Origin of the sequence: Arthrobacter sp. SRS-W-1-2016 (genome assembly GCF_002009585.1) — a bacterium.
Classification (GTDB): domain Bacteria; phylum Actinomycetota; class Actinomycetes; order Actinomycetales; family Micrococcaceae; genus Arthrobacter; species Arthrobacter bambusae_A.
In genome coordinates, this window is the sequence record NZ_MTPV01000019.1 from 22,895 (window position 1) to 35,127 (window position 12,233).

Sequence of the window (12,233 nt, forward strand, 5' to 3'; positions counted from 1 at the left end):
CCGTCCCGCAATGACAAGGATCCCCCGCCGTGTACCAGCTTGAGAATATTCTCCGCCCCTACGCATGGGGATCGACGACGGCGATCGCCGCTCTGCTGGGAAGGCCCGCCTCGGGTGGTCCGGAAGCGGAGTTGTGGATCGGAGCGCACCCGGACTCGCCGTCCGTGGCCACCCGTCCGGATGGCTCTTCCGTCGCCTTGGACGCCTTGATCAGCGTGGATCCCGTGCATTTCCTTGGTGAAACGAGCGTGGCCGAATTCGGTCCCCGCTTGCCGTTCCTCACCAAGCTCCTTGCAGCCGACAAGCCCCTGTCTTTGCAGGTCCACCCTCGCCTGCAGCAGGCCAGGGACGGCTTCGCGAAGGAAAATGCCGCGGGTATGGCAGCGGACTCACCGGAGCGCAACTACCGCGATGACAACCACAAGCCGGAGATGATCTTCGCGCTGACGCCGTTTCACGCCCTCTGCGGTTTCCGCCCGGCCGCCGATTCGCAGCGTGTCTTCGAGCACCTCGCGACCCTCCTGGACCTTGCCGCCGTCGACGTTCCGGACGTCATCGCCGGAGTCATCTCGGATCTTTCCGGGTCCGATGAGCCCTCGGCGCTCAAAGCTGCGTTCACCCGGCTGATTACCGGCGGGGAGGCCGTCTCCGCGGCCACCGATCAGGTGGTTTCCATCCTGAAATCGGGCGCGCCGATGGGGCAGCACGCCGCGGAACTCTCGACGTTGGTGGACATCAACAGCGAGTTCCCGGGCGATCCCGGTGTCCTGATTTCCCTGCTCCTGAACCTTGTGTTCCTGTCCCCGGGCGAATCGGTGTACTTGCCGGGCGGAAACGTCCACGCCTACCTGAAAGGCCTCGGCGTGGAGGTGATGGCGGCGTCGGACAACGTGCTCCGTGGCGGCCTCACTCCCAAGCACGTGGATGTTCCGGAACTCCTGAAGACCATCGAATTCGCTTCCCTCGGCGTCCCGCGCATCGAGCCCCGGGTCTCCGGCTTCGGCCAGGATCTCTTTGTGCCGCCCTTCAAGGAATTCCAGCTCCAGCGCATCGAGCTGGGACCCGGAGCGGAACCGGTGCCGATGGCCCAGGCGGGTCCCGCCGTCGTCGTCGTGGTTTCGGGTTCCGTGGTGCTCGACTCCCCCAAGAGCGAGCTCGCCGTCGAGCGCGGGGGGAGTGCGTTCATCCCGGCGTCGGAAGAGCCCGTCATGGTGCACCCGGTTGCCGGTGCCACGGGAACCAGCGTCGCCTTTGCCGTGACAACAGGCTTGGGGAACTAACGGTGGAGTACTTCCTGCAGACGCCCGCATGGGCGTCCTTCCAGCGATCCCTCGGACGTACCGTGCACGAGGAATCCGGGCCGGGGTGGCGTTTCCTCGCAGTGGAGGAAACGAACCCCGCCGGCAAGGTGATCTACACGCCCTACGGACCCGTCGCCGATTCGCTGGAGGCCTTCGACGAAGCCGTAGCGGCCCTCGTGGCGATCGCGCGCCGCAGCCGCGCAGTGTTTGTCCGGATGGAACCGGTCACCGCCGGGTTCGAAGCCGCCGACGCCGGTGCGGTCCTGCGGGAACGCGGCCTGCAGCCGGCGCCGTCCAACCAGCAACCGGAATTGAGCTGGATCGTGGATCTGGAGGGCGACTTCAAGGACGTCCTTGCGGGCATGAAACCCACCAACCGGAACCTGTACCGCAACATCCACAAGAAGGGTGTCACCTTCCGGTCCTCGCAGGATCCCGAAGAGATCTCGGTGCTCCTGGACTTCCTGCACATGACCGCCGCACGCAACGGCTTCAAGCCGCAGAGCGACGACTACCTCCGCGCCGTGGCCCAATCCCTCATGCCGGCCGGTGCTGGCACCCTGTTCATCGCGGAACTCGAAGGCGAGCCCATCGCGGCGGCCCTGGCGTACGACTCTGCCGACACGCGTACCTACGCCCACGCGGCGCTCGATGATACGCATCGCAAGCTCAGCGCCGGCATTCCGTTGCTCGCGACGCTCATGGCGGACGCCAAGGACAAGGGACTCAAGCACGTCGATTTGTGGGGCGTGGCCCCGGAACACCAACCTGACCACAAGTGGGCCGGATTCACCGCCTTCAAGAAGTCCTTCGGGGGCCGCGAAATCGCCTACCCGGGCACGTGGGACCTTCCCGTCAACAAGCTCCGCTACGGCGCCTACCAAGTAGCCCGTAAACTCCGCGACAAGCTCCGCTAGGGTTCCTCCGCGCGAACTGGCAGCAGATGACCTCAAAATCCGATTGATGTCCCTCTGGTACTGCTCAGCTTCCCCATGATGCCGCCCGTCGTATTGGAGGGCGACCCGCTCTTTGACGTAAGCGGCATCGGGCGCCGGCCCGGGACCATGTGAAGGGCCAGCCGGGCCTTACGTACGCCACGCATGCCGGGACGGGCTGACACCATCGCCTTCAAGTCGTCAATGGTCGCCAAGGGCTCGCGCGGCCTGGGATGGTTTTCGCCGTGCTCGACCACGATCGAGTCGCCCGCCGCGACAGTGTCGTCGATACTCATCAATTGGGCCAGGTCCAGCCACGTCCGGGCAGGCGAGGTGAGCCGGACGCCGTCGAGCACCATCACTTCAGCCGGTTTGCACGTGAGTTGGTGCCCAACAACATTCCGCCGCGGACCTTTCTCCCAGTTAGCCCGATGGAAGCCTGCGGGCACGCAAAAGGGCGGTGGGATCGTGACAGCGGCGTCAGAATCGACAAGGTCCGTGAGGACAAAGCCAGAGATAGCCGCCGAGCGATCGTGCCGCCCTTTTGCACTAAGCCAGGAGTTACTTGCGGGCGTAGCCTTCCCACTTGCTGGCCTGGTGCTCGCCGTCGACGAAGCGGATCGTGCCGGACTTGGAGCGCATGACGATGGACTGGGTCAGGACCTTGTCCTTGGAGTAGCGCACGCCCTTGAGCAGGTCGCCGTCGGTGATGCCGGTAGCTGCGAAGTAGCAGTTGTCGCTTGTGACGAGGTCGTTCGTGGAGAGGACGCGCTCGAGGTCGTGTCCGGCGTCGATGGCCTTCTGCTTCTCGTCGTCGCTGGTGGGCCACAGGCGGCCCTGGATGACACCGCCGAGGGACTTGATGGCACATGCGGCAACGATGCCTTCCGGAGTGCCGCCGATCCCCATCAGGGCGTCGACGCCGGTGCCGGAACGTGCGGCGGCGATGGCGCCGGCAACGTCGCCATCCATGATGAACTTGGTGCGCGCACCGGCTTCGCGGATTTCCTCCACCAGCGGGCGGTGGCGGTCACGGTCAAGGATCATGACGTTGAGCTGGTTGACCTTGACGCCCTTGGCCTTGGCGATCAGGTGCAGGTTCTGCTTCACCGGCAGGCGGAGGTCCACCATGTCGGCGGCTTCAGGACCCGTGACGAGCTTCTCCATGTAGAACACGGCGGAGGGATCGAACATGGTGCCGCGTTCGGCCACTGCAAGCACGGCGAGGGCGTTGTTGATGCCCAGGGCAGTCAGCCGGGTTCCGTCGATGGGGTCGACGGCGACGTCGCACTCGGGTCCGGTGCCGTCACCGACGTGCTCGCCATTGAAGAGCATCGGGGCTTCGTCCTTTTCACCCTCGCCAATGACAACGACGCCGTTGAAATGGACGGTGTGGAGGAAGGAGCGCATGGCGTCAACGGCCGCGCCGTCCGCCTTGTTCTTGTCGCCGAAACCAACCCAGTGGCCGCCGGCGATGGCAGCAGCTTCGGTGACCCGGACAAGTTCGAGGGCCAGGTTGCGGTCCGGCTCATCGGTCCCGACGGCGAGCGCCGGCGAAATAGTGGAATACTTCTGGGACATTGGCGCTGGAGACACGTGAACCTCTTCTTCGATGACGCGATTCGTGGGACCAGGAATGGCTGGGCTTGGCGGCCTGAATGATTCCTCTACAAGAGATCATAGTCGCGGCGGAGCGGCATGGTCATGGGATGACCAACTCCCGGAAGGCCCCTTGCGCGGACCGGCCGATGTGTATTAGCCGCTTGGATAGGAGACTATTGAAGCGTGAGTGAAACGCAAGACAAAGCAATTGCCGCTGTCCCGCCACGCAACGGAGGCACCGAGGCAACTGGCAGCAATGACGCCGGCCGGCCGGCCGTCAAGCCTGTAATCGCGGCAAAAGCCGCCAAACGGGCCAATGCTTCCGTCATCGGCATGCTCATTGCGTTGCTCCTGTGCGTGCTGGCGTTCCTTCCGATCGTGCTCATGAATCCGGCGCCAAAGAGCAGCGGTTACAAGCCCAACGTCGATGTGGCCGCAACGGCCGCCAATGCGAAAGATGTGGCGGGTTTCACACCTGTGGCGCCGAATACCGGCGACACATTTAGTCCGAACTACGCTCGCTGGTCATCCGGGACCGGCGACGGCGTACCCACGTGGGAGGTCGGCTACGTGACTCCCCAGCAGATGTTCATCGGGCTTGTCCAGACCCGCAAGGCCAATCCAACCTGGATTTTCCAGCAGACCGGCAGCGCTCCGGTCACCGGCACGCGGAGCGCCGGCGGCCATGACTGGGAGCTCCATGACACGGCCAAGGGCAACCGCAGCATGGTGCTGAACTACCGCGGCACCACGATCATCCTGAGCGGGAGCGCAGGACTGGACGAGTTCTCCACGTTGGCCGCCGCCGTGGTCAAGGCGATGGACGCAGCTCCTGTCGCCTCCGCGGACGCGGGCACGAAGCCCGGCGACACAGTTTCGCAGCCTGCCACCCCAAAGCCGTAAAGTAGCGCCGTGGCTACCTATCTGACTCCCGCACTTGCCTGGCGCCGTTTGCGCGAAGGAAACGAACGCTTCGTCGCCGGCGAGTCCCTGCACCCCAACCAGGACGCTTCGCGCCGGCACTCCCTCGTCGAGGACCAGCATCCATTTGCCGTGATCTTCGGCTGCTCGGATTCCCGCCTGGCCGCGGAGATCATCTTCGACCTCGGCCTGGGGGATGCCTTCGTGGTCCGCACGGCCGGGCAAGTGATCGACGACGCCGTCCTCGGTTCGCTGGAATACAGCATCTCCCAACTTCATGTTCCGCTCATCGTGATCCTTGGCCACGACAGTTGCGGCGCGGTGACTGCGACGAAGAGTGCCGTGGAGACAGGTGAAATGCCGGCAGGTTTCATCCGTTCCCTCGTGGAACGCATCACCCCCTCCGTCCTCACGGCAATGCGCAACGAGCAAACGGACGTCAACGAGATGGTGGTGGAGCACGTCAAGCAGACAGCCCGCCGATTGGCCGACAGTTCCCGTGTGATTTCCGACGCGATCGACGACGGCCGGGCCGCCGTCGTCGGGCTTTCCTACAAACTGGACGAAGGCCGCGCGGCGCTTGTTTCCGGGATCGGCAAGCTTTAAGCCGGATGCCGGGCCGCCCCCGGAGGGGCGGCACCAAGCGGCCGTAGCTTTGCTCCTCCGGTTTTCGGTCAAGCGGCTGCTCGCCATAAGCTAGCCCCATGACTTCCACTCAAGAATCCAACGCGGCCGAGTTCCGTATTGAACATGACACGATGGGCGAAGTTCGCGTTCCCGTGAACGCCCTGTACCGCGCCCAGACGCAGCGCGCTGTGGAGAATTTCCCGATCTCCGGCAAGACGCTTGAGCGCGCGCACATCGAGGCCCTGGCGCGGGTCAAGAAGGCCGCGGCCCTCGCGAACGCCGAACTTGGGGTGCTCGACGGCGAGCTCGCCGAGGCGATTGCCAACGCAGCCGATGAGGTTGCCGCCGGAAAGTACGACGGCGATTTCCCCATCGACGTCTTCCAGACCGGTTCGGGCACGTCGTCCAACATGAACACGAACGAGGTCATCGCCGAGCTGGCGACGCGTGCCCTCGCGGCCGCCGGGAGCGACAAAGTTGTCCACCCGAACGACCACGTCAACGCTTCCCAGTCCTCCAACGATGTCTTCCCGACGTCGGTCCACGTCGCCGCGACGTCGGCCCTGATCAACGACCTGATCCCGGCCCTCGAGTACCTGGCTGCTTCCCTGGACCGCAAGGCAGCGGAGTTCAAGGATGTCGTCAAGTCCGGCCGCACCCACCTCATGGACGCCACGCCCGTGACCTTGGGCCAGGAGTTCGGCGGCTACGCCGCGCAGGTCCGTTACGGCATCGAGCGCATCAACGCTGCGCTCCCCCGCGTCGCCGAGGTCCCCCTGGGCGGCACCGCGGTGGGCACCGGCATCAACACCCCGGAAGGCTTCCCGGAGCGCGTCATCGAGCTCCTCGCGGCCGACACCGGCCTGCCGCTGACCGAGGCGCGCGACCACTTCGAAGCGCAGGCCAACCGCGACGGCCTCATCGAAGGCTCCAGCCAGCTGCGCAACATCGCCATCTCCTTCATGAAGATCAACAACGACCTGCGCTGGATGGGCTCCGGCCCCAACACGGGACTCGGCGAGATCTCCATCCCGGACCTCCAGCCGGGTTCGTCGATCATGCCGGGCAAGGTCAACCCGGTCATCTGCGAAGCCTCGATCATGGTCTGCGCCCAGGTCATCGGCAACGACACCGCCATCGCCTGGTCGGGTACCAACGGCGCCTTCGAGCTCAATGTCGGCATCCCCGTGATGGCCGCCAACCTGCTCGAATCCATCCGGCTCCTGGCCAACACCAGCCGCGTCATGGCCGACAAGATGATCGACGGCATCACGGCCAACGTGGAGCGCGCCCGCTTCCTGGCCGAGGCTTCCCCGTCCATCGTGACCCCGTTGAACAAGTTCATCGGTTACGAAGCAGCCGCAAAGATCGCCAAGAAGGCCGTTGCCGAGGGTTTGACCATCCGCGAAGCCGTGATCTCCCTTGGCTACCTTGAGCGTGGCGAGCTGACCGAAGAGCAGCTCGACAAGGCCCTCGACGTCACCACCATGACCCGCCCGGCCCACAAGGCCTAGCCTCCCACCAGTCCGACTGGCCTGCCCGACGGCGGCCGGCGCCTTCCCCTCGGAAGGTGCCGGCCGCCGTCGTCGTTTCCTCCCGCAGAACTCTTCTTGCACTATTTAACTAAAGGTGCAAAACTTTACTTTGTGGAAAATAGTGCAACCAATGACGGCGGCCTTCGGGAGCGCAAGCGCGCTCAGACCCGCGCGGCGATCTCAGCCATCGCCCGCTCCCTGACGGCCCAGCGCGGACTCAACGGCTTCACGGTCGAGGAAGCCTGCGAACAGGCCGGGATTTCGCGGCGGACCTTCTTCAACTATTTCCATACCAAGGAAGACGCGGTGATCGGCTCGTTCTCCGACGAGCTTCCCGAAGAGGCCCTGGAGGACTTCAACCGCAACCCGGCCCGTGCCGCCGGCACCATCTCGGACTCGTTGCTGTCCGCGCTGCGCCAGTTCACCCTGGCGGTCCTCGAGCGGTCCACCGTGAGTCCGTCGGAGATCCGTCAGCTCATCGCGGCAGTCACGGCCGAGCCCCAGCTCCTGGGCCGTTTGACCCGCGAAGGCGAAGTCCGCGAGCGCCAGTTCGCCGAACTCATCGCCGCCCGTGAAGGCCTCACGGCGGATCACACGGAGGTCGTCATGGCCGCCGCAGTCTTCGGTGCGGTCACCAAGAAGACGAGCAAGCAGTTCTTTTCCGAGGAGAACACGCAGCCATACCGGGAACTGCTGGACCGGAACCTCAGTGCAGCCCGCACGCTCTTCGCCCAACCGCTGGACATCAACCCCGTCGAACCCCAGAAGGATCAACCGTGAGTACCACTCTCAAGACCAAAGCGGCCGCACCGCTGCTTTTGACCCAGAGAAGGATCTGGATCATTTTCTCGGCGTTGATCGCCGGCATGCTGCTCTCGAGCCTGGACCAGACCATCGTGTCCACGGCCATGCCCACGATCGTCGGCAAGCTCGGCGGCGTGGAGAACCAGGCCTGGATCACCACTGCCTACCTGCTCGCCACCACCATCGTCATGCCGATCTACGGCAAGTTCGGTGACATCCTGGGCCGTCGGAACCTCTTCCTGATTGCCATCGGTTTGTTCACGGCAGCTTCCATCGGTTGTGCCTTCGCCACCGATTTCTGGGGCTTCGTGATCTTCCGCGCCATCCAGGGCCTGGGCGGCGGCGGACTGATGATCCTCTCGCAGGCCATCATCGCGGACATCGTGCCCGCCAAGGAACGCGGCAAGTACATGGGCCCGCTCGGTGCCATCTTCGGGCTCTCCGCCGTGGCCGGTCCGCTCCTGGGCGGCTTCTTCGTCGATCACCTGACCTGGGAATGGGCCTTCTACATCAACATCCCCATCGGCATTGCAGCCTTCACCATCGCTTGGTTCACGCTCACCCTGCCAAACAAGAAGGCCGAAAAGCGCATCGACATCCTTGGGGTCCTGCTGCTGTCCGCTGCCACGGCATGCTTGATCTTCTTCACCGATTTCGGCGGCAAGAAGGACCAAGGCTGGGACTCCCCCCTGACGTGGGCCTTCGGCGCCGGCATGGTGCTTGCCGCCTTCCTCTTCGTCCTCGTGGAGCGCAAGGCGGAAGACCCCATCATTCCGCTGAGCCTGTTCAAGAACCGGATCTTCATCAACGCAACCGCCATCGGCTTTACCCTGGGGCTGGGCATGTTCGCCGCGATCGCCTTCGTGCCGACGTTCCTGCAGATGTCCTCCGGTACTTCAGCCGCGGTTTCCGGCCTCCTCATGCTGCCGATGATGGTCGGACTCATGGGGACGTCCATCTATTCGGGTATCCGCATCTCCAAGACCGGCAAGTACAAGATGTTCCCGATCCTCGGAGCCAGCCTCACGATCGTTGCCATGTTGTGGCTCACCACGCTCACCGCGGCAACTCCGATCTGGGTCATCTGCATCCAGCTGTTCATCTTCGGCGCGGGCCTGGGCTTGATCATGCAGGTCATCGTCTTGGTGGTCCAGAATGCGGTTCCGGCCGGGCAAATCGGCACGGCAACGAGCACGAACAACTACTTCCGCGAGGTCGGTGCTTCGTTGGGCGTCGCCGTCTTCGGCTCTATCTTCACGACGCGGCTTGCCGAGTCCCTCACCCAGGCATTCACAGGCGCCGGGGCTTCCGCCGCGCAAGCTGCACAGTCAACCAGCGAGCTTGATCCGCAGACCTTGGCCCAGCTGCCGGTCCAGGTCAAGGACGCCATCGTCAATGCCTACGCCGACTCGCTGGCACCGGTGTTCTGGTACCTGATCCCGTTCATCGCGGCCGCCCTCCTGCTCGCCGTCACCCTCAAGCAGATCCCGCTCTCCGACACCGCGGGAATGGTGGCCCGGGGCGAGGCTGTCGGAGGCGAGGAGGCGGAACGACTTGAAGCCGAACGCCTCGGAGTTTCCTCCGACGCGGCCGTTGACGCGGTCGCCAAGCCTGAGTCCGACCCGGTGGGGCCGGTGGAGCCGGTGGGGCCGGTGGGGCTGGTGGGCGACAATGACGGCGAGCTCGCCCGGCGCTGAGCCCGGGACATGCCCGGCCTTGGCTCGGACGAGTGGACATATGAGGAATATGTCCACTGCCCGAATGCAAAGCCGGGCATGTCCACTGGGCCGAAAGTTGGGCTCGCGGGACATACGCCCGACTCGCGGGGTAGCTGGCCGGGCCAACAGGGGCGCCGCAATCTTATGGGTTGCGGCGCCCCTGTGTTGTCCGGCCTTGCCTCGGACGAGTGGACATATGAGGAATATGTCCACTGCCCGAATGCAAAGCCGGGCATGTCCACTGGGCTGAAAGTAGGGCTCGCGGGACATACGCCCGACTCGCGGGGTAGCTGGCCGCGCCAACAGGGGCGCCGCAATCTTATGGGTTGCGGCGCCCCTGTATTGTACGGCCTTGCCTCGGACGAGTGGACATGCTCGGCGCTGAGCCCGGGACATGCCCAGCGTTGGCTCGGACGAGTGGACATATGAGGAATATGTCCACTGCCCAAATGTAGAACAGGGCATGTCCACTGGGGCGAACGTGGGACTCCACGATCGAGTGGCCTTGCGGAGTCTGGCCTAGGCTGGAACCCATGAGTCCAGAGCCCGAAGAATCCGCAAACATCAGTCCCGCCGTTCGATGGGGATTAGGGGCAGTCCTTTTCGGGCTTCTGGCCGTCTCCATTGCCGCCGCCAAGGGCGAATGGTGGACCATCGTCGGCGCTATTGTCTGCGGTGCAGCCGCTTGCCTCTTCGCTGCCCGCGCGATCCTCGCGGCCCGTCAATCGCGCTGATACGCGACGGCGGTGCCCGGCTCCAGCGCAAGCCGGATGGTTTCGCGGTGGCCGGCGCTGATCTCAGGCAACTCGTCGAGGGCAAACCAGCCGACGGCGATTGACTCGTCGTCGTTGACGCGGGCCTCCCCCGAGACATAGCGGCATTTGAAGGCAATATCCAGGAAGTCGCAGACGTCTCCGTTGGGATACGTGACCGGGCCGATCACGCCCACTGCCAGGATGCGCTCGGTTTCGGCGACTACGGCAGTCTCCTCGAAGATCTCGCGGATCAAACCGGGGGCTGGATGTTCACCCGGTTCGAGCATTCCGGTGATCAAGGTCCAGCGTCCGTTGTCGGCCCGTTGGCACAGCAGGACCCGGTTCTCGTCGTCCAGGACCACGCCCCGCACGCCGGGCAGCCACAACGGATCGTTGCCGATCTTCTCGCGGATTTCCCGGATGAATTCCGGGACCGGCACGACCTAGCCCGCTTTCGCTGAAACAGTCATCACCAACACGAACTCTGCCTCCGTTTCCGGGTCGGATCCTCCAGTAGGGCGAGTATCCCACCAGCGATGCCCGAATGACAGCGGGCCAGGCTGCTCACCCGGTCGTTTCCCGCCGCCGCGGCCCACGGCTCTCCTCACGCGGGCAGTGCAAACATCGCCGCTGCCGCACCGGCAAGCATGAATGGCCCGAATGGAATTGCCGATTTCAAGGTTCCCCTCCGGGCCGCCAGGACTCCCAGGCTCCACAACCCGCCGAAGAGGAACGCCGCAAACGTTCCGGCGAAAACATGCCCCCAACCCAGGTAGCCAAGGTAGAGGCCGAGGACACCAGCCAATTTGACGTCGCCGAAGCCCATCCCGGGCGGATACGCCAAACGCAGGATGAAGTAGAACACCCACAGCACGGCTCCCCCGGCCACGATGCCCAAGGCGGGCACGCCGAGGAAGGGGGCACCGCCGTCGGGGGTCTTCCCTGCCGCTCCGCCGGCGAGGTCCGTCGCCGCTCCCCCAGCCAAGGTGACGGCTATCGCCGCGCCGAGCAGCAACACGCCGGCGATCGCATAGGACGGGAACACGATCCGGTTGGGCAAGAGGTGGTGGCGGACGTCGATGACGGTGAGACGGGCAGCCATGATCGCAAAGTAAACACATGCTGCCAGCAGGAGCCAGAAGGCCGGGACACTGGTTCCCCATAATTCGCCGAGTCGTCCGATCACCCTCGGATGCTATCGGTTTTCTCAAAGCTGCGCCGGTCACGCACGCTTAGACTGTGGATATGGGGCGCTACAGTGCAGAAATCCAAGGCAATCAGGACGCCGACATGTCCTCCACCTTCCGGAACCTCTGCCGTTCCTCCCCGTGGAAATGGACTAGCCTGAGGTTCGAATACCTCGACCTGCCGGGCAACGCGGATGCCACGGTTCGTGCTTGGCTGCGCCGGCCGGGAGCGCTTCGGCTCGAGACCGTCGAGGGCGCGTTGCTGCATAGCACCACGGGCATCAACGACTCCCGTGACGGACTTTACCTTGGTTCCAAGCGCAAGTCCTGGCTGTTGCCGGCCCACTTGGTGACCCCCGTTTACGATTCCGCAGGCTTGGTCCGCCGGCGCCCCGAGGCTGCGTATGGTGAACCGTCATTCGGGAACGGTCGGCTCGCGGCAGCACTCGATCCTGTCGAGCTTGCGGGGAATGCGCCGGTGCCGATGGAGTTTCCCGAGTCCAACCGGGTGTCGTTCGGGCCGATCCGGGAAGTGGATCACGAGGGGCGCCCGGCCTTGGAGACCATCGCGACGCCGGGACACAGCTACGTGGCGTCCGACGCGGCAACGCCGCTCTGCTTCCCTGGACGCACGCTCTTGCGGGTGGACTCTGGAACGGGCGTGTGCGTTTCCAGCCAATCGCTCGACGGCGACACCACCGGCCACGGGCATTGGATGCGGATACTGGGGGTGGACGAATACATGCTGGACGATCTGTTCCTCGCCGAATCGATGAACCTCACCGACGTCCGGAAGCACATCAGCTGGGACATCGGCCCCCGCGCGTAGTCGCCGGCCCCACCCAACC

At 64.6% G+C, this 12,233-nt stretch carries 13 protein-coding genes; 9 read left to right on the plus strand and 4 right to left on the minus strand.

Going from position 1 to position 12,233, the window contains the following annotated elements:
• The first annotated feature begins 29 nt into the window (after positions 1–29).
• Positions 30–1,280, plus strand: a complete 1,251-nt coding sequence (manA, locus tag BMF89_RS04765) for a mannose-6-phosphate isomerase, class I (protein ID WP_078105931.1) — start codon at positions 30–32, stop codon at positions 1,278–1,280.
• Positions 1,281–1,282: 2 nt separating this feature from the next.
• Complete coding sequence (locus tag BMF89_RS04770) at positions 1,283–2,218, plus strand: peptidoglycan bridge formation glycyltransferase FemA/FemB family protein (RefSeq protein ID WP_078105932.1); 936 nt, start codon at positions 1,283–1,285, stop codon at positions 2,216–2,218.
• A gap of 32 nt (positions 2,219–2,250) precedes the next feature.
• Here the strand turns inward: BMF89_RS04770 and BMF89_RS04775 are convergent, their stop codons facing one another.
• Positions 2,251–2,595, minus strand: a complete 345-nt coding sequence (locus tag BMF89_RS04775) for a hypothetical protein (protein ID WP_078105933.1) — start codon at positions 2,593–2,595, stop codon at positions 2,251–2,253.
• Positions 2,596–2,797: 202 nt separating this feature from the next.
• Positions 2,798–3,817 carry a class II fructose-bisphosphatase gene (gene glpX / locus BMF89_RS04780; RefSeq protein WP_171983398.1) on the minus strand — a complete coding sequence of 340 codons (1,020 nt, stop codon included), beginning with the start codon at positions 3,815–3,817 and terminating at the stop codon, positions 2,798–2,800.
• Between the two features lie 228 nt (positions 3,818–4,045).
• Here glpX and BMF89_RS04785 point away from each other — a divergent pair, with 228 nt between their 5' ends.
• From BMF89_RS04785 to BMF89_RS04810, 6 genes are all read left to right on the plus strand, one after another.
• Positions 4,046–4,741, plus strand: coding sequence for a DUF4245 domain-containing protein (locus BMF89_RS04785; RefSeq protein WP_253190707.1), 696 nt, complete (start codon positions 4,046–4,048; stop codon positions 4,739–4,741).
• Positions 4,742–4,750: 9 nt separating this feature from the next.
• A complete protein-coding gene (locus BMF89_RS04790) occupies positions 4,751–5,365 on the plus strand; it encodes a carbonic anhydrase (protein ID WP_078105935.1) in 615 nt (204 codons plus the stop codon).
• A gap of 98 nt (positions 5,366–5,463) precedes the next feature.
• Positions 5,464–6,900 (plus strand): class II fumarate hydratase, encoded by a 1,437-nt coding sequence (locus BMF89_RS04795; RefSeq protein WP_078105936.1) that lies wholly within the window; start codon positions 5,464–5,466, stop codon positions 6,898–6,900.
• 132 nt (positions 6,901–7,032) lie between these two features.
• A complete protein-coding gene (locus tag BMF89_RS04800; protein ID WP_078105937.1) occupies positions 7,033–7,701 on the plus strand; it encodes a TetR/AcrR family transcriptional regulator in 669 nt (222 codons plus the stop codon).
• Positions 7,698–9,422, plus strand: a complete 1,725-nt coding sequence (locus BMF89_RS04805) for an MDR family MFS transporter (protein ID WP_078105938.1) — start codon at positions 7,698–7,700, stop codon at positions 9,420–9,422. The genes BMF89_RS04800 and BMF89_RS04805 overlap by 4 nt, the downstream gene beginning before the upstream one ends.
• A 554-nt stretch (positions 9,423–9,976) precedes the next feature.
• Positions 9,977–10,177 (plus strand): hypothetical protein, encoded by a 201-nt coding sequence (locus BMF89_RS04810; RefSeq protein ID WP_078105939.1) that lies wholly within the window; start codon positions 9,977–9,979, stop codon positions 10,175–10,177.
• On the opposite strand, the gene BMF89_RS04815 is transcribed toward BMF89_RS04810, so the two are convergent.
• Positions 10,165–10,638 carry an NUDIX domain-containing protein gene (locus BMF89_RS04815; RefSeq protein WP_078105940.1) on the minus strand — a complete coding sequence of 158 codons (474 nt, stop codon included), beginning with the start codon at positions 10,636–10,638 and terminating at the stop codon, positions 10,165–10,167. The two genes, BMF89_RS04810 and BMF89_RS04815, sit on opposite strands and share 13 nt — an antisense overlap.
• Positions 10,639–10,802: 164 nt before the next feature.
• On the minus strand, positions 10,803–11,384 hold the full coding sequence (locus BMF89_RS04820; RefSeq protein ID WP_078105941.1) for an A24 family peptidase: 582 nt from the start codon (positions 11,382–11,384) through the stop codon (positions 10,803–10,805).
• A gap of 59 nt (positions 11,385–11,443) precedes the next feature.
• Between BMF89_RS04820 and BMF89_RS04825 the strand changes: the two genes are divergently transcribed.
• Positions 11,444–12,214 carry a hypothetical protein gene (locus BMF89_RS04825; RefSeq protein ID WP_078105942.1) on the plus strand — a complete coding sequence of 257 codons (771 nt, stop codon included), beginning with the start codon at positions 11,444–11,446 and terminating at the stop codon, positions 12,212–12,214.
• The last annotated feature ends 19 nt before the right edge of the window (positions 12,215–12,233 follow it).